This window comes from Streptomyces sp. RK9, from assembly GCF_045070545.1.
GTDB classification, from domain to species: domain Bacteria; phylum Actinomycetota; class Actinomycetes; order Streptomycetales; family Streptomycetaceae; genus Streptomyces; species Streptomyces alboflavus.
Genome location: NZ_CP173703.1, coordinates 3,341,662 through 3,357,609 on the forward strand (window position 1 = coordinate 3,341,662; position 15,948 = coordinate 3,357,609).

The 15,948-nt window shown below is 73.3% G+C and carries 16 protein-coding genes; 10 read left to right on the forward strand and 6 right to left on the reverse strand.

Annotated features, from left to right (window positions below; all coding sequences use genetic code 11):
• Window positions 1–143 precede the first annotated feature (143 nt).
• Window positions 144–788, forward strand: a complete 645-nt coding sequence (locus tag AB6L24_RS13695; RefSeq protein WP_405655359.1) for a cysteine hydrolase — start codon at window positions 144–146, stop codon at window positions 786–788.
• Between the two features lie 49 nt (window positions 789–837).
• Here the strand turns inward: AB6L24_RS13695 and AB6L24_RS13700 are convergent, their stop codons facing one another.
• Together AB6L24_RS13700 and AB6L24_RS13705 are read right to left on the reverse strand one after the other, a co-directional pair.
• Window positions 838–1,314: a Rieske (2Fe-2S) protein gene (locus AB6L24_RS13700; protein WP_405657152.1), complete on the reverse strand. Its 477-nt coding sequence runs from the start codon at window positions 1,312–1,314 to the stop codon at window positions 838–840.
• Window positions 1,315–1,448: 134 nt separating this feature from the next.
• Window positions 1,449–3,662 (reverse strand): prolyl oligopeptidase family serine peptidase, encoded by a 2,214-nt coding sequence (locus AB6L24_RS13705; protein WP_405655360.1) that lies wholly within the window; start codon window positions 3,660–3,662, stop codon window positions 1,449–1,451.
• A 99-nt stretch (window positions 3,663–3,761) separates the two neighbouring features.
• Here AB6L24_RS13705 and AB6L24_RS13710 point away from each other — a divergent pair, with 99 nt between their 5' ends.
• The 7 genes from AB6L24_RS13710 to AB6L24_RS13740 all read left to right on the forward strand — a co-directional run bounded on the left by AB6L24_RS13710 (window position 3,762) and on the right by AB6L24_RS13740 (window position 10,039).
• A complete protein-coding gene (locus AB6L24_RS13710; protein ID WP_405655361.1) occupies window positions 3,762–4,538 on the forward strand; it encodes a HipA family kinase in 777 nt (258 codons plus the stop codon).
• Window positions 4,539–4,624: 86 nt separating this feature from the next.
• Window positions 4,625–4,978 (forward strand): DUF3037 domain-containing protein, encoded by a 354-nt coding sequence (locus AB6L24_RS13715; RefSeq protein ID WP_405657153.1) that lies wholly within the window; start codon window positions 4,625–4,627, stop codon window positions 4,976–4,978.
• Window positions 4,979–5,195: 217 nt separating this feature from the next.
• Complete coding sequence (gene fabG / locus AB6L24_RS13720; protein ID WP_405655362.1) at window positions 5,196–5,957, forward strand: 3-oxoacyl-ACP reductase FabG; 762 nt, start codon at window positions 5,196–5,198, stop codon at window positions 5,955–5,957.
• A gap of 46 nt (window positions 5,958–6,003) precedes the next feature.
• Window positions 6,004–6,759, forward strand: a complete 756-nt coding sequence (locus AB6L24_RS13725; RefSeq protein WP_030358612.1) for an SDR family oxidoreductase — start codon at window positions 6,004–6,006, stop codon at window positions 6,757–6,759.
• Between the two features lie 172 nt (window positions 6,760–6,931).
• Window positions 6,932–8,518: an ABC transporter substrate-binding protein gene (locus AB6L24_RS13730; RefSeq protein WP_405655364.1), complete on the forward strand. Its 1,587-nt coding sequence runs from the start codon at window positions 6,932–6,934 to the stop codon at window positions 8,516–8,518.
• 114 nt (window positions 8,519–8,632) lie between these two features.
• On the forward strand, window positions 8,633–9,316 hold the full coding sequence (gene ung / locus AB6L24_RS13735) for a uracil-DNA glycosylase (RefSeq protein ID WP_405655365.1): 684 nt from the start codon (window positions 8,633–8,635) through the stop codon (window positions 9,314–9,316).
• 228 nt (window positions 9,317–9,544) lie between these two features.
• Window positions 9,545–10,039, forward strand: coding sequence for a hypothetical protein (locus AB6L24_RS13740; RefSeq protein WP_405655366.1), 495 nt, complete (start codon window positions 9,545–9,547; stop codon window positions 10,037–10,039).
• A gap of 152 nt (window positions 10,040–10,191) precedes the next feature.
• Here the strand turns inward: AB6L24_RS13740 and AB6L24_RS13745 are convergent, their stop codons facing one another.
• Together AB6L24_RS13745 and AB6L24_RS13750 are read right to left on the reverse strand one after the other, a co-directional pair.
• Window positions 10,192–10,728, reverse strand: a complete 537-nt coding sequence (locus AB6L24_RS13745) for a hypothetical protein (RefSeq protein WP_405655368.1) — start codon at window positions 10,726–10,728, stop codon at window positions 10,192–10,194.
• Window positions 10,729–10,851: 123 nt separating this feature from the next.
• Window positions 10,852–11,466: a TetR/AcrR family transcriptional regulator gene (locus AB6L24_RS13750; RefSeq protein WP_405655369.1), complete on the reverse strand. Its 615-nt coding sequence runs from the start codon at window positions 11,464–11,466 to the stop codon at window positions 10,852–10,854.
• A gap of 114 nt (window positions 11,467–11,580) precedes the next feature.
• On the opposite strand from AB6L24_RS13750, the gene AB6L24_RS13755 reads away from it, so the two are divergent.
• Together AB6L24_RS13755 and AB6L24_RS13760 are read left to right on the forward strand one after the other, a co-directional pair.
• Complete coding sequence (locus AB6L24_RS13755; protein ID WP_405655370.1) at window positions 11,581–12,819, forward strand: FAD-dependent monooxygenase; 1,239 nt, start codon at window positions 11,581–11,583, stop codon at window positions 12,817–12,819.
• A 10-nt stretch (window positions 12,820–12,829) separates the two neighbouring features.
• Window positions 12,830–13,735 (forward strand): Gfo/Idh/MocA family protein, encoded by a 906-nt coding sequence (locus tag AB6L24_RS13760; RefSeq protein WP_405655371.1) that lies wholly within the window; start codon window positions 12,830–12,832, stop codon window positions 13,733–13,735.
• Here AB6L24_RS13760 and lnt read toward each other — a convergent pair.
• Together lnt and AB6L24_RS13770 are read right to left on the reverse strand one after the other, a co-directional pair.
• Window positions 13,659–15,347, reverse strand: a complete 1,689-nt coding sequence (lnt, locus tag AB6L24_RS13765) for an apolipoprotein N-acyltransferase (RefSeq protein ID WP_405655373.1) — start codon at window positions 15,345–15,347, stop codon at window positions 13,659–13,661. The genes AB6L24_RS13760 and lnt overlap by 77 nt on opposite strands.
• 105 nt (window positions 15,348–15,452) lie before the next feature.
• Complete coding sequence (locus tag AB6L24_RS13770) at window positions 15,453–15,935, reverse strand: nuclear transport factor 2 family protein (RefSeq protein ID WP_405655374.1); 483 nt, start codon at window positions 15,933–15,935, stop codon at window positions 15,453–15,455.
• Window positions 15,936–15,948: the final 13 nt, after the last annotated feature.

Below are 15,948 nucleotides of genomic sequence, written 5' to 3' on the forward strand. Positions count from 1 at the left end.
CGTCTTCCTTCGTGACGCAATGCCGGTTCCTTCATGACGCGATGCCGGTTAGCCTCCCGCGCACCGCGATCTCCGCCCGCGGGGCACCGGTGCCCCGAGGGCGCGCGGCACCGGTCGGCCCGTGGTCCGCGACAGGGGGAAGCATGCCGTCGTACGCACAGCTCAAGGAGATCGTCGACCCCGCGAGCACCGTCCTGATGACCGTCGAGTGCCAACAGGGCGTCGTCGGGACCGACAGCGCGCTGCCCGAACTCGCCAAGGAGGCCCGCTCGTCCGGCGCGCTCGGCAACGTCGCCCGGCTCGTGCACGCCGCCCACACCGGCGGCGTCCAGGTCCTGCACGCCGTCGCCGAGCGCCGCCCCGACGGACGCGGCGCGAACCGCAACGCGCGGCTGTTCCGCGCGGCCGAACGGCTGCCCGTGCGGCAGCTGTCCGGCACGACGGCCGTGCGGATCGCGCCGCCGATCGAGGTCGCGGAGGAGGACTTCGTCGTACGCCGCCTGCACGGCCTGTCGCCGATCGCGGGCACCGACGTCGACGCGCTGCTGCGCAACCTGGGCTGCCGCACCCTGGTCGTGACCGGCGTCTCGGCCAACGTGGCGATACCGAACGCCGTCTTCGACGCGGTGAACCTCGGCTACACCGCCGTCGTGCCCGCCGACGCCATCGCGGGTGTCCCCGCCGAGTACACCCCCGCCGTCGTCCAGAACACTCTCGCACTGGTCGCCACCGTCACCACGACGGATGAGCTCCTGGGTGCGTGGAAGGGGCCGCGCCGCTCCGGGTGAGTCCCCGTGGCGGCGCGGCCCCTCCCCCCTGCTTCGGCGGGTTCCCGCGTCAGGCCAGCTTGATCGAGTCGCCCTCGACGGTGATCTTCGTCGCGGGCAGCGGCTTCGGCGCCGGGTTCTGCTTGACGCTGCCGTCGGTGATGTCGAACTTGCTGCCGTGACAGGGGCAGTTGATGGTGCCGCCCTCGACGCTCGTCACCGGGCACCCCTTGTGCGTGCAGCGGTTCGAGAAGGCCTTGAACTCGCCCTTTGTCGGCTGCGTGACCACGACGTTCTCGTCCTTGAAGATCTTGCCGCCGCCCACGGGAATGTCCGCCGTCCTGGCAAGCACGGCACCGCCGCCCCCGCCTCCCCCACCTCCCTCTTCCTTCTCCGAGGCCTCGCCGGCGGGCTCCTCCGACGAGCCCTTGTCGTCCTCCGAGCCGCAGGCGACGAGCGCGGCGGCCAGGCCCGCGGCGCCCACCGCGGCGACGACGGTGCGACGGGTGGGGCTCGGGGATCCGGCGGGGTTCGGTGAGGTGCTCAGGCAGAGGCCTGAAGGGCGTGCGGGGAGGGGGGTGGTGGGGCTGTCCGCCGTCGGCAGGAGCGGCGCGGCGGTCTCGGCCCTGTCTTCCCTGGAAGCAGTCATGCCGGATGGTACGGACGGCGGCGCCGGGTTGTTCAGGCGTTCAAGGACTTTTTCAGGAAGTCGAGCTCCAGATTCAGCAGATTGGCCGCAACGTCCTCCCGCGCCACCAGATGGCTCGCCCCGGGCAGCGGCAGGACCGTGTGCGGCCGGCCCGCCGCGAGCAGCGCCGACGACAGGCGCAGCGTGTGCACCGGCAGGACGTTGTCGTCGGACAGGCCGTGGACCAGCATCAGCGGGCGTGACAGGAGGTGCGCGTGCGCCACCAGGGAGCAGCGTTCGTAGTGCGCGGGCTGTACGTCGGGGTGCCCTAGGAAGCGCTCCTTCCAGTGGGTGTCGTAGAGCCGCATGTCCGAGGGCGCGGCCCCGGCCACCGCCGCGTGGAACACGTCAGGACGGTGAAGGACCGCGCCCGCCGCGAGATAGCCCCCGAAGGACCAGCCGCGGATGCCCACGCGCTCCAGGTCGAGGTCGGGAACCAGCTCGGCCGCCGCCCGCACCGCGTCCACCTGGTCGTCGAGCGCGGGCGTCAACTGATCGCCGTACACCTCGTGTTCCCAGGCCCGCCCGCGCCCAGGTGTGCCCCGCCCGTCCGCGACGAGCACCGCGAAGCCCTGCTCGGCGAACCACTGGGCGACGACCGTCCACCACGCGCGCGCGTGCGTGACGAGCTGGACGGAGGGACCCGCGTACGGACACAGCAGGACCGGCAGCTTCCCGGAGCCCTGCTCGTGCCACGACGGCAGGAACAGCATGCCGCGCACCGCGCGCTCCCCGAGGGAGAGATGACGGGGCTTCGGGCTCACGACGGGCTCTTCGGAGAGCACGGCTATCCGCCCCACGGGCCGCCCGTCGCGCAGCACCGTCACCGAGTGCCCGCCCGGGGTCCTGCTGTCGAGGACCACGGTGTCCCCGCCGACCGCGGCGGTGTGCACGCCCGGGCCCTGACTGAGGCGTACCGGCGCGGCGGTGCGGACCGGTCCGTCCGGCGCGCCGGTCACCGCGAAGGACCAGACGTGCACCTCCGTGGGCTCGTCCGATGCCGTCAGCCACACCCGGTCGCCCGTGGTGGCGAGCACCTCGCGCACGTGCAGCCCCGGAGGCGTCTGTGTGCTGCCCGCGCGGAGGCCCGCCGTGTCGGGGTCGACGAGCCGGTGCAACAGGGGCGTGCTGTTCGCGAGGCGGGCCGGGGTGCCCCGTACGAGGTCCAGCCACGGGCTCTCGTGCTGCTTGTCGACGAGATGGCACTCGCCGCTCTTCGGGTCGACCGCCAGGACGCACGCCGTGCGCTGGTCGCGGGTCTGGAGGGTGACCAGGGGCCCGTGCGCGTCCCAGGAGGCCCGTAGGATGTAGTCGAAGGCGGTGTCCGTCCACGTGGGCCCGGCGCCGTCCCGTGTGTGCTCCGACGCCTTCGACGGCGTGCGGACGGCGACGCGCGAGCCGTCCGTCCGCAGGATGTGCAGGGTCGTCTCCGCGTTGTCGGTGCCCGCCGCCGGGTACGGCACCGAGCGCGGCGGCCGCTCCGGGCGCTCCGGGTCGGAGAGCCACCAGCGCTGTACGCGCGCGGTGTCCACGCGGGCGACCAACAGGGCGTCGCCGTCCGGCGACCACCAGAACGCCCGGTGCCTGTCCATGGATTCGGCGGCGACATGATCAGCGAGCCCGTACGTCACCTCCTCGCCCTCGGGCTCGGCCAGGGCCCGGTCGCCCGTGCCGTCGGTGCCCACCACGCGCAGGGCGCCCCGGCTGACGTACGCGATGAGCGAGCCGCCGGGCGAGGGGCGCGGGTCGACCACGGGGCCCGGGGTGCCGATCCGGCGCGGCGCGCCGCCGTCCGTGCGGACCGTCCACAGGGCGCCCGACACCGCGAAGGCGACTACGCGCGCGTAGTCGTCGGTGGCGAAGGACACCACTCCCTGTGATGCCTCCCGGGCGCGTTCCCTGCGCACGCGTTCGGCCTCGGGCACGGGGCCGGCGGCGCCGAGCGTGAGCGGATCCGCGAGCATGCGCTCCGCCCCGGACACGGCCTCGCCCCGGGACCCGCCCGCACCCCCGGACCCGCCCTCGCCCCCTTCCCCCGCCTCGGCCCCGACGTCGTACAGCCAGAGCCTGCTGACCGGGTCGTCGCCCGCCGTCGAGCGCACGAACAGCACGCGCGCGCCGTCCCGCGACACGGTGAAGCCACGGGGCACGCCGAACGCGTAGCGGTGGGTGCGGGCGAACTGGGTCGGGAGGTCAGGGGAGTTCATGGGGTGACTGTAGGCACCACGGGGGGCGGTCCGGCAGGGGGTGGGCGAGGGCTCCGGGGGAGCGGCGGGAGTGTCGGACCTCGGCAGTAACCTGGGGCGATGCTCACCGAAGTCACCGCCGTCCGGTACGTCACGCCGCTGCGCGAGGGCGGATCGCTGCCCGGGCTCGTCGAGACCGACGACGGCCGCGGCGCCTACGAGACGTACGTCATGAAGTTCACGGGCGCGGGCCAGGGCCGCAAGACCCTTGTCGCGGAGGTGATCTGCGGGCGCCTCGCCGACCGCCTCGGGCTGCGCGTGCCCGGGCTCGCGGGCATCCGGCTCGACCCGGTCCTCGGCCTCGGCGAACCGGATCAGGAGGTGCAGCAGCTCCTGAAGTCGAGCGGCGGCCTGAACCTGGGCATGGACTACCTGCCGGGCGCCCTCGGCTTCGACCCGCTGGCCTTCGAGGTGGATCCGCTGGAGGCCGGGCGCGTGATCTGGTTCGACGCGCTGATCAACAACGTGGACCGCTCCTGGCGCAACCCGAACCTCCTGGTGTGGCACGGCGACGTCTGGCTCATCGACCACGGCGCGAGCATGATCTGGCACCACAACTGGCCGACCGCACCGGCCGCGGCCGGCAAGCCGTACGACGCCAAGGACCACGTCCTCGCCCGGTACGCCCCCGACCTCGCCGCGGCCGCCGCCGACCTGGCCCCCCGGGTCACCGCGGACCTGCTCGCCGAGGTGACCGCCGACGTGCCCGACGCGTGGCTCGCCGACGAGGCGGGCTTCGACACGCCCGACGAGGTGCGGCGCGCGTACGCCGAGACGTTGCTCCCGCGCGCGGAGAGCATCCACGAACGCATCACCCTGGAAGGCGCCGCGAAGTGACCGAACCGACCGAGCCGCACCGCGCCCCCGCGCGGGACGTCACCGAGCCGAACGGCGCCCCCGCGCGGGACGTCTTCGAGTACGCGCTGCTGCGCGTCGTGCCGCGCGTGGAGCGCGGCGAGCAGTTCAACGCGGGCGTCGTGCTCTACTGCCGCGCCAAGTCCTACGTGGCCGCCCGCACGCACCTGGACGAGGCGAAGCTGCGCGCCCTGGACCCCGGGGCCGACGCGGCAGGCGTGCGCGCGGCGCTGTCGGCCGTCGAGGGCGTCTGCGCGGGCGGCACGGCGGCCGGGCAGGCGGCCGGCGACGACGCCGGGCGGCGCTTCCGCTGGCTGATCGCGCCGCGCTCCACCGTCGTCCAGCCGGGGCCGGTGCACACGGGCCTCACGGCCGACCCCGAGGCCGAGGTGGAGCGCCTGGTGGAGCTGCTGGTGCGCTAGGGCCTGTCCGATGGGTGGGGCCGACTGGTTCGGGGCTCGCGGGAGACGTAATGAGTCACAGTGGCCGGGGGGCCGTTGACACCGGGTGTCAGGGCTTCTAGCGTCTCGTCTGCTGAAGGTACTAAGCGGTCGCTCACCTGGGAGTGTGCCGTGGCACCGCACCTCCAGAAGATCCGCACGGCATGAGAGCCGCACCCCAAGGGCGAGGAGAGCCAGCATGTCCACCACTGAGCAGCGCGTCGCGGTCGTGACCGGAGCAGCGCGAGGCATCGGCGCGGCGACCGCCGTCCGGCTCGCCGCCGAGGGCCGCGCCGTCGCCGTGATCGACCTCGACGAGGCCGCCTGCAAGGACACCGTCGCGCAGATCACCGCCGCCGGTGGCAAGGCGATCGCCGTGGGCTGCGACGTGGCCGACGAGGCCCAGGTCGAGGCCGCCGTCACCAGGATCGCCGCCGAGCTCGGCGCGCCCACGATCCTGGTCAACAACGCGGGCGTGCTGCGCGACAACCTGCTGTTCAAGATGAGCGCGAGCGACTGGGACACGGTCATGAACGTGCATCTGCGCGGCGCGTTCCTGATGTCCCGCGCCTGTCAGGCGCACATGGTGGACGCGGGCTTCGGCCGCATCGTCAACCTCTCCAGCTCCTCCGCGCTCGGCAACCGCGGCCAGGTGAACTACGCGGCGGCCAAGGCGGGCATGCAGGGCTTCACCAAGACGCTCGCCAAGGAGCTCGGCAAGTTCGGCGTCACCGCCAACTCCGTGGCGCCCGGCTTCATCGCCACCGAGATGACCAAGGCCACCGCCGAGCGCGTCGGCATGGGCTTCGAGGACTTCCAGGCCGCGGCCGCCACCCAGATCCCGGTGCAGCGCGTGGGCACGCCGGACGACATCGCCAACGCCATCGCCTTCTTCACCGGCGACGCGGCCGGATTCGTGTCCGGGCAGGTCATGTACGTGGCCGGTGGGCCGCTCAACTAGCGGCCCGTCCGACAGGCACCGGATCAAGCGCAAAGGACCAGGACAGATGGCAGTGCAGGACAGCGGCAAGGCGGCGCTCATCACCGGAGCGAGCCGCGGCATCGGCTACGGCATCGCGGAGGCGCTGGTCGCCCGCGGCGACCGCGTGTGCATCACCGGGCGCAACGAGGACGCGCTCAAGGAGGCCGTGGAGAAGCTCGGCGCCGACCGCGTCATCGGCGTCCCGGGCAAGGCCCACGACGAGGCCCACCAGGCGGTCGCCGTCGAGCGCGCCATGGAGGCGTTCGGCCGCGTCGACTTCCTCATCAACAACGCCGGTACGAACCCGGTGTTCGGGTCGATGGCCGACATGGACCTGAACGTGGCCCGCAAGGTCTTCGAGACCAACGTGATCTCCGCGCTCGGCTTCGCCCAGCTCACCTGGAAGGCCTGGCAGAGCGAGCACGGCGGCGCGATCGTCAACATCGCCTCCATCGCGGGCGTCGCGCCCTCGCCGTTCATCGGCGCGTACGGCATCAGCAAGGCCGCCATGGTCAATCTGACCCTGCAGCTGGCGCACGAGTTCGCGCCGAAGGTGCGGGTCAACGCCATCGCCCCGGCCGTGGTCAAGACCAAGTTCGCGCAGACGCTGTACGAGGGCCGCGAGGAGGAGGCCGCGGCGGCCTACCCGCTCGGCCGGCTCGGGGTGCCCTCCGACATCGGCGGCGCGGCGGCGTTCCTGACCTCCGAGCAGTCAGACTGGATCACCGGTCAGACGCTTCAGGTCGACGGCGGGATGTTCCTCAACGCGGGCGTCGGCTGACGGAACCGGACATCGGTCACCGGATCCGGAGGAACCGTGAGGAAGGCCGGGATTTCCGTGCGTACGTGATGTTCTCCCGCATGAAGTGCCCCGTCGGTGAGCCTGGTTGGCACGGCGGGGCACTGCGGTATGGTCTGCCGATCCATGGCACGGCGGACCGAGGAGCGTGCACGTGTTCAGAAGAGTTTCCCCGCGTCGTCGGCGGCCGGTCACCCTGCTCGCGTCCCTGTCCCTCGTCGCCGGCTGCGGGGTGCTGTCCTCCGAGGGCTCGGGCGACGGGGACACCGTCACCGTCGGTACGACGAGCGCGCCGAGCACCCTCGATCCGGCCGCGGCCTACGACGGCTCGTGGGAGCTGTACCGGAACATCTTCCAGACGCTCCTGAGCTTTCCCTCCGGCGCCACCGAGCCCCAGCCGGACGCGGCGGAGCGCTGCCGCTTCACCGACGGCAGCAGCATGATCTACACGTGTACGTTGCGCGCGGGCCTGAAGTTCTCCGACGGTCACCCGCTGGACGCGCGGGCCGTGAAGTTCTCCTTCGACCGGATGCGGCGCATCGACGTCAAGGGCGGTCCGGCCGGACTTCTGGGCGCGCTGCGGACCGTGCAGACCAAGGGGGACCGGACCGTCGTCTTCCGGCTGCGCAAGCCCGACGCCACGTTCCCGTTCGTCCTCGCGACCCCCGCCATGTCGATCGTCGACCCGCGCGAGTACCCGGCCGACAAGATACGCGAGGGCGACGAGATCAACGGCTCCGGGCCGTACACCCTGAAGTCCTACCAGGCCGGTGACCGGGCCGAACTCGCCAGGAACAGCCACTACGAAGGCGCGGCCGACCACAAGAACGACGCCGTGACCATCCGCTACTTCCGCGACTCCGACGCCATGGTCGAGGCACTGCGTGACAAGGACCTCGACGTCACCTTCCGCGGTCTCGCGGCGCGGGACATCGTGGCGCAGCAGGGCCCCGACAAGGAGAGCGACATCCGGCTCGTCGAGGGCGCGGGCACCGAGATCCGCTACCTGGTGTTCAACCCGAAGGACCCGTGGGCGCGCAAGCCCGCCGTGCGCAAGGCCTTCGCCCAGGTGATCGACCGGGGCGCGATCGCCCACAAGATCTACAAGGACACCGTGGAGCCGCTGTACTCGATGGTCCCGCGCGGTGTCACCGGGCACGGCACGGGCTTCTTCGACTCCTACGGCAACCCGAGCGTGACCAAGGCGCGGCGGATCCTGGCGGCGGCGGGCATCACCGAACGCGTACCGCTCACCCTCTGGTACACCACGGACCGCTACGGCTCGGCGACCGCGCCGGAGTTCGCCGAGATCAAACGGCAGCTGGAGGCCTCGAGGCTGTTCGAGATCACCGTCAAGGGGCGGCCGTGGAAGGAGTTCGACGCGGCCTACAAGCGCGGTGAGTACCCGGTCTTCGGACGCGGCTGGTTCCCGGACTTCCCGGACGCGGACAACTTCATCGCGCCCTTCGTGGGCGAGCGCAACGTCCACAACCTGCCCTACCCGTCGAAGGAACTCACCGACGACCTGCTGCCGCTCTCACGCCGCGAGGCCGACCGGAGCAACGTCGTGGACCAGTTCGAGCGCGCCCAGCGGATCCTCCTCGACGACGTGCGGCTGCTTCCGGTGTGGCAGGGCAAGCAGTACGTCATGGCGAGCGAGGAGATCTCGGGCGCCGAGCGGGCCCTCGACCCCTCGGCGATCATGATGATGTGGGAGCTGGGGCGCAAGACGAGCTGGTAGGCGGTGCCCGCCACGCGGGTGCGGGGCCGGGCGGTGGGCCGGTGGCGGGGGATTGTCAGTGGCCGCCGGTAGGTTCTGTGGTGCAGAACTGAACGCACCCCGGAGGTTGTTGACGTGACCGACATCGCCATGCTGCCCGCGTCCTGGCGCGGAGTCCTCGGCGAGGAACTGCAGAAGCCCTACTTCAAGGAGCTCACCGAGTTCGTCGAGGAGGAGCGTGCGAAGGGGCCGGTCTTCCCGCCGCGCGACGAGGTCTTCGCCGCGCTGGACGCCACGCCGTTCGACGAGGTCAAGGTCCTCGTCCTCGGCCAGGACCCCTATCACGGCGAGGGGCAGGGCCACGGCCTGTGCTTCTCGGTCCGCCCCGGAGTGAAGACCCCGCCCTCGCTGCGGAACATCTACAAGGAGATGAAGGAGGAGCTCGGCCACCCCGTGCCGGACAACGGCTATCTGATGCCGTGGGCCCGGCAGGGCGTGCTGCTCCTGAACGCGGTCCTGACGGTCCGCTCCGGCGAGGCCAACTCCCACAAGGGCAAGGGCTGGGAGAAGTTCACCGACGCCGTGATCCGCGCGGTGGCCGAGCGGCCGGACCCGGCGGTCTTCGTCCTGTGGGGGAACTACGCCCAGAAGAAGCTGCCCCTCATCGACACCGAGCGGCACGTCGTCGTCAAGGGCGCGCACCCCTCGCCGCTGTCCGCGAAGAAGTTCTTCGGCTCCCGGCCCTTCACACAGATCGACGAGGCGGTGGCGGCCCAGGGGCACGAGTCCATCGACTGGCGCATCCCCGACCTGGGCTGAGCAGGCGGGAGCGCCCCGCCCCGCACCGCGCCTGACCGCGATTGTCAGTGGTGGCCGCTAGCGTCGGAACCGACTCGTGGGGGGGCCGCCGCCGGCCCCCGGGCGGGCGGCCCCACGGCTGACGAACGACCGACGGATCGACTGACAGCTGACGACGGACTGACGTCGGACCTGCCGCGGGGCCCCGCCCGGCCCGCGGCACGTCCGGCGGGCGCGGAGGGCGACGCGGTGGCGGAGCGGCAGGAACAGACGACGGACGACGAAGACGCCATGATGACCCGGATCGGGCAGGCGGTCATGCTCCAGCACGCGGGCGACCGCGAGGAGGCGAGGACCCGCTTCCTGGTGCTCTGGTCGGAGATCGGCGAGGAGGGCGACGCCCTGCACCGCTGCACCCTCGCGCACTACATGGCCGACACCCAGGACGACCCGGCCGACGAACTGGCCTGGGACCTCAGGGCGTTGTCGGCGGCCCACGAGCTGACCGACGAGCGCGTCGGCGCCCACCACCAGTCCCTCGCGGTGCGCGGCTTCTACCCCTCGCTGCACCTCAACCTGGCGGCGGACTATGTGAAGCTGGCCCGCCCCGAGGCGGCCCGCAGCCATCTGCGACTGGCTCGCGGCGCGGTGGGCGCGCTCGGCGACGACGGCTATGGGGACGGCATCAGGGCGGCACTCGACCGGCTTGAGGCGCAGGTGGGGGAGGGGGCGATCGAGGAGTAGCGGAGTAGCGGCGCGGCCGGGACGGGTTGCTCGCCGGGGCGTCCGGGGCGCCGGGGTCGGCAGGGAGCCCGGGGTCGGCCGGGCGGACCGAGGCGGTCGGGGGCAGTCCGGAAGCTCGGACAAGCTCCGTCGCGGGCTTGGCCCCGGTCGGCTCAACGCCCGTACGCCGCCCGGCAGATGGCCGCCTCCTCGCTGTCCGGCTCCCAGCCCCCGTGCGCGCGGCCGAGGACGCACAGGTCGACCTCGACCAGGGCGGGCGGCGGCGCATCGGACCGGGGCGCCCGCCCGTCGTCGCGAGCGGGGTCCTGCGGGCGGCCGTCCCGGTGGTGCGGGGGCGGGTCGAAGCGCCCGCTGTGCCTGCCGTGCTCGCGGGCGGTGGCGTCGTCGGAGGGCGAGGGCGACGCGGTCGAGGGCCGGTCGGACGGGGTGGGCTTCGCCCGCGGGGACGCGGCGTGGGACGGCGCGTCCGCCGGGCCGCCGCGCTCCAGCGAGTCGCGCGCCGGGTCCTGCACCGCCCGCGGCGGTCGGCTCGACGGTGCCCGGGCCGGCGTCGCGGGGCCCGCCGACACCGCGCCCCGACCGGCCGCGCCCCGCTCCACCCCCATGCACCCGGAGAGCGCCAGCACGGCCACGGACGTGGACACAAGGATCACCGAGGTGGTCACCGAGGCGGTCGTCGATCGCTGCACCCGCGCCACTCTGCTGCCCCCGGCGTGCCCCGGGGCGCCGAACGCCGCCGCATGCCCCGCACGGGTGACACCGACGCGCGCCGCCTCGGGCGACCAGCCCCGCCTCGGGCGACGACCCCCGCCCTACACCCCTCCCCGCGCGTCCCCGTCCAGCATCCCCCGCAGCAACTCCGCGAAGCCGTCCCGCAGTTCGGCCACCGTCGGCGCCGTCGCGTGGTACGAACCCGCGACGCACGAGAACATCATGCCGTCGCACCAGGCCACCAGGGACAGGGTGTGCCGCTCCGGCTCCTTGGAGCCCGCGGCGACCATCAGCTCGCGCAGCGGCTCCCGGAACTGGGCGCCCGCGGAGTCGTAGTACGAGCGGAGTTCGGGGCGCCGGGTCGCCTCCAGGGCCAGTTCGTAGCGGGACAGGAGCAGGCCGCGGTGGTCGTCGCCGGTGAGGAAGCGGTGCAGGGCCACGGCGAGGCCGGAGACCAGGGTGTCGCGGTCGCCCGCCGGGTCGGGCAGCTCGCTCGGGGTGAGGATGTCGTTCTCGCGCTCGGCCTGCCGCCGGACCGCGGCCTCCAGGAGGGCGAGCCGGGTGCGGGCGTGGTTCGACGTCGACCCCGGAGGGAGCCCCGCCGCCTCGTCGACGGCCCGGTGGGTGAGGCCGCGCATGCCGCGCTCGGCGAGCAGGGAGAGGGCGGTGTCGGCGATGAGTTCGGTGCGGGCTGTCCCCGTGGCACGTACAGGCATGTGGCCCAGCCTACCGGTTTCACTACAGATGTAGTAGCGTCTGGGCGTGGGCACTACACCTGTAGTTTCCCGTGGTTCCGCCTGTGTCAAGTATGCGCGCGACAAGGAGAGATCATGCCCGGAACAGCGAAATCGCCCCAGCTCCACGCCGTCGTCATCGGCGGTGGGATCGGTGGTCTCACCGCGGCCATCGGCCTGGACAAGGCCGGTTGGCGGGTCACGGTCCTGGAGCGCGCCGAGTCCCTGGAGCCCGTCGGCTCCGGCATCGGCCTCGCGCCCAACGCCCAGCGCGCCCTGGACGTGCTCGGCCTCGGCGACCGGGTGCGCGACCTGGCCGCGTGGCAGGGGGAGGGCGGGATGCGCGCGCAGGGCGGGCGCTGGATCGTGCGGACCAGCGCGGCCGCGACGGCGCGGAGGTTCGGCGGCACGCTGGTCCTGGTGCACCGCGCGACGCTGGTCGACCTGCTCGTCGCCGAACTGCCCGCGGACTGCCTGCGCACCGGCGTCGACGCCCGCCTCACCGACCCCGGCGGCCCCGGCCGAAAGGCGGTCGTCACCACCCCCGACGGCGCCCTGGAGGCCGACCTCGTCGTCGGCGCCGACGGCATCAACTCCGCGGTCCGCACCGCACTGTTCCCCGCCCACCCCGCGCCCGCGTACACCGGCTTCACCGCCTGGCGGCTCGTCGTGCCCGCGCCGAAGCGCCCCTTCGCGCCGCACGAGACCTGGGGGCGCGGCGGCGTCTGGGGCACCCAGCCGCTCAAGGACGGCCGGGTGTACGCGTACGCCACCGCGCTCGTCCCCGCGGGCGGGCGCGCCCCCGACGACGAGAAGGCCGAACTGGAGCGGCGCTTCGCCCGCTGGCACGACCCGATCCCCGAGATCATCGCCGCCGCCCGCCCCGAGGACATCCTGCGCAACGACGTGCGCCACCTGATCGACCCGCTGCCCGCATATCACCGTGGCCGGACCGTCCTCCTCGGCGACGCCGCGCACGCCATGGCCCCCACCCTCGGCCAGGGCGGCAACCAGGCCATCGAGGACGCCGTCGTGCTCGCCCACCACACGGCACCGGGCGCCGACCTCTTCGCGGGCCTCGCCGCGTACAGCGCCGTCCGCGTGCCGCGGACCACGGCGATCGTGCGCCGGGCCGCCCGCACCGCCCGCCTCAACCACCTCACCAGCGGCCCCCTGCGGGCGGTGCGGGACACCCTGGTGCGGACGGCGTCCCGGCTCGGCCCGGACATGATCATGCGGGGCTTCGCCTCCATCGCCGACTGGCGGCCGCCCCAGCCCCCGTATGCTGCGGGAACAGGCTCGGGGGCGCAGGAGCGTGAACCGGCACGACGGTAGGGAGACACTGGTGAAGGTCGGCTGCATCGGACTCGGCGACATCGCGCAGAAGGCGTACCTCCCGGTGCTCGCCGCGCAGCCCGGCGTCGAACTGCACCTCCAGACCCGCACCCCCGCCACCCTGGAGCGCGTCGCCGCCGTCCACCACGTGCCGGGCGAGCGCCGCCACACCGACCTGGACTCCCTGCTCGCCCAGGGCCTGGACGCGGCCTTCGTGCACGCGCCCACCGCCGTCCACCCCGAGATCGTGGGCCGCCTCCTGGAGGCGGGAGTGGCGACGTACGTGGACAAGCCCATCGCGTACGAACTCGCCGAATCCGAGCGCCTCGTGGACCTGGCCGAGGAGCGGAACGTCAGCCTCGCCGTCGGCTTCAACCGCCGCTACGCCCCCGGCTACGCCCAGTGCGTCGAGCACCCGCGCGAGCTCATCCTGATGCAGAAGAATCGCGTGGGGCTGCCGGAGGACCCGCGCACCATGGTCCTCGACGACTTCATCCACGTCGTCGACACCCTGCGCTTCCTCGTGCCCGGGCAGATCGACGACGTGAGTGTGCGCGGCCGGGTCGAGAACGGCCTGCTCGAACACGTCGTGCTGCAGCTCGGGGGCGCCGGGTTCACCGCGATCGGCGTGATGAACCGGCTGAGCGGGTCCACCGAGGAGGTCCTCGAGGTCTCGGGTCAGGACACCAAGCGGCAGGTCCTGAACCTCGCCGACGTCGTGGACCACAAGGGCCAGCCCACCGTGCGGCGACGCGGCGACTGGGTGCCGGTGGCGCGGCAGCGCGGCATCGAGCAGGTCGTGCTCGCCTTCCTCGACTCCGTGCGCGCGGGCAAGGTGCTCAGCGCGCGGGACGCGCTGGCGAGCCATGAGCTGTGCGAGCGGGTGGTGCGGGCCGTTCAGGAGCAGGGCGCCTGAACGCCCGCGCGCCCTCGGCCGCGCACAGCAGGGCGAGCACGACGAGGGCCGCGTGCACCGGCCAGTCCCCGAACCGCACGTACGGGGTGGTGCCGGTGGCCAGCGGCACTGCGTACTCCGCGGTGCTCGACGCCGACGTGCCGAGCGGCCGGCCGACGCGTTCGCCGCTCGGGCCGTAGACGGCCGAGACGCCGGTGAGGGTGGCGTGCACCATGGGGCGGCCGGTCTCGGCGGCCCGCACCGCCGCGAGCGAGGCGTGCTGCCGGGGCGCCCAGCTGTGCTGGAACGTCGACGTGGCGGACTGGGCGAGCAGCAACTGCGCGCCCTCGCGGGTGAGGTGGCGGCTCATGTCGGGGAACGCCGACTCGAAGCACACCAGCGGCCCGACCCGCAGGCCCTTGCCCTGCCCTTGGCCCTGGCCGACGGTCATGACGACGGGCCGGTCCCCGCGCCTGCGGTCCTCGCCCGCGGCCTTGCCGACGGAGGTCGCCCAGCCGAGCAGGGAGCGGGCGGGCACGTACTCGCCGAAGGGGACCAGGCGCATCTTGTCGTAGCGATCGCCCGTCGGCCCGTCGGGGCCGACCAGCACCGAACTCTTGAAGATGCCCGGCCGGTCCGAGCGGCGCGCGTCGACGTTCACCAGGATGTCGGCGCCGACCTGCCGGGACAGCGCGGTGATCCGCGCGGCCAGATCGGGCCGCTCGGTGAGGTCGTGGCCCACGCTGCTCTCGCCCCACACGACGAGGTCCAGATCGCGTCCCGCGAGGGAGCGGGTCAGCTGCTCCTCGCGGGCGAACCGCTGGTCGGCGCTGTCGATGCCGTTCATGACGCCGGGCTGGACGACGGCGACGCGGATGTGGCCCGCGGGCTCGGGGCGCGGGGACCAGGTCCAGGCCGCCGTGGTGGCCGCGCCGACGGCGACGAGCCCCGCGACGGCGGGGACGCGGGCGCCGCGGTGGACGACGAGCACGGCCACTCCTGTGTTCACGGCCATGACCAGGGCGCTGACCAGCCAGACACCGCCGACCGACGCGAGCCGCAGCGCGGGCTCGACCTGCCACTGGCTGGAGCCGAGCAGCCCCCAGGGCCCGCCGAGCCCCTCCCAGGACCGCACCAGTTCCACCGTCAGCCAGCCGGACGGCAGCACGAGCAGCGCGGCGGCGACGCGCGCCGGGGCGGGCGTGCCGCCGAGGAGGTGGCGTACGAGCCAGCCCCACGGCGCCCAGAGCAGGCCAAGGAGTGCGGCGATGACCAGCGTGAACACATGCAGACTCGGCAGCAGCCAGTGGTGCACGGCGACCATGAAGCCGAGTCCGCCGAGCCATCCGTCCAGGGCGGCCCGGCGGCCCGTCGGGGCCGAGCGGGCGAGCAGCAGCCACGGCACCAGCGCCACGTACGCGAACCACCACCAGGACGGCGCGGGGAACGCCAGGGCGGGCAGGGCGCCGCAGAGGGCGGCGAGGGCGCCGCGCTGCCACGGCGACGCGAGGTCGACGCGCCGCCACGGGGCGGTGCGCTGCCCGGGGGCGGAGCGGTCACCGCGCCGCCACGCCTTCGCGTCCGCCCACCGGGGCACCCATCGGTGCCGCCGCTTGCTGCCGAGCGTGTCCATGCAGCGCGCCTTTCTGCCCCGATCCGTCCGACGCGGCCCGTGCCCCCCCGCCGTCGTACGTTCAGTGTGCGCGTCCCCGACGATCTAGGACAGGGGGCGCCTGGTTCATGTAACCGGGTCGGACCAGTGCTGTCTGCGCCACTTCTCCTGGACGACGACCTGACGCAGCCGCCAGCCGTTGTGGGTGCGGACGGCGGTGAAGGCGTAGCGCCCGCCGCACTCGAAGTCGGGTGCGGTGCCGTCGGAGCCCTCCGCCTTGTCGGCGAGCCGCATGGGGTTGGCGTAGTCGGCCTGTATCCGGGCGGTGTCGCCGACGTCCTGGTCGCGGATGTCGAAGTGGATCCTGCGGTTGACGATGAGGTGCTGGCGTACCGCGAAGATCCGCAGGGACTCCGTGAGCCAGTCGGCGACCTCGGACGCGGGGCCTTCGATGCCTCCGGCCGAGCGGTAGTCGGCGCGTCCGTCGGGTGCGAAGAGCCGACGGTAGGCGTCCCAGTCGCCGTCGTCGACGGTGATGGCGTAGTCGGTGATGAGGGTGTCGATGGCCAACCGGTCAAGGACTGCGGCGAGTTCCACGCGCTGCGTCATCGGATCAGTCTTG

What these genes read in the sequence shown, in the direction of transcription:
- AB6L24_RS13695 (WP_405655359.1), top strand. Translation starts at nt 144, where the DNA reads ATGCCGTCGTACGCACAGCTCAAGGAGATCGTCGACCCCGCGAGCACC.
- AB6L24_RS13750 (WP_405655369.1), bottom strand. Translation starts at nt 11,466, where the DNA reads ATGCCTGTACGTGCCACGGGGACAGCCCGCACCGAACTCATCGCCGAC.
- AB6L24_RS13705 (WP_405655360.1), bottom strand. Translation starts at nt 3,662, where the DNA reads ATGAACTCCCCTGACCTCCCGACCCAGTTCGCCCGCACCCACCGCTAC.
- lnt (WP_405655373.1), bottom strand. Translation starts at nt 15,347, where the DNA reads ATGGACACGCTCGGCAGCAAGCGGCGGCACCGATGGGTGCCCCGGTGG.
- AB6L24_RS13770 (WP_405655374.1), bottom strand. Translation starts at nt 15,935, where the DNA reads ATGACGCAGCGCGTGGAACTCGCCGCAGTCCTTGACCGGTTGGCCATC.
- AB6L24_RS13710 (WP_405655361.1), top strand. Translation starts at nt 3,762, where the DNA reads ATGCTCACCGAAGTCACCGCCGTCCGGTACGTCACGCCGCTGCGCGAG.
- AB6L24_RS13755 (WP_405655370.1), top strand. Translation starts at nt 11,581, where the DNA reads ATGCCCGGAACAGCGAAATCGCCCCAGCTCCACGCCGTCGTCATCGGC.
- AB6L24_RS13725 (WP_030358612.1), top strand. Translation starts at nt 6,004, where the DNA reads ATGGCAGTGCAGGACAGCGGCAAGGCGGCGCTCATCACCGGAGCGAGC.
- fabG (WP_405655362.1), top strand. Translation starts at nt 5,196, where the DNA reads ATGTCCACCACTGAGCAGCGCGTCGCGGTCGTGACCGGAGCAGCGCGA.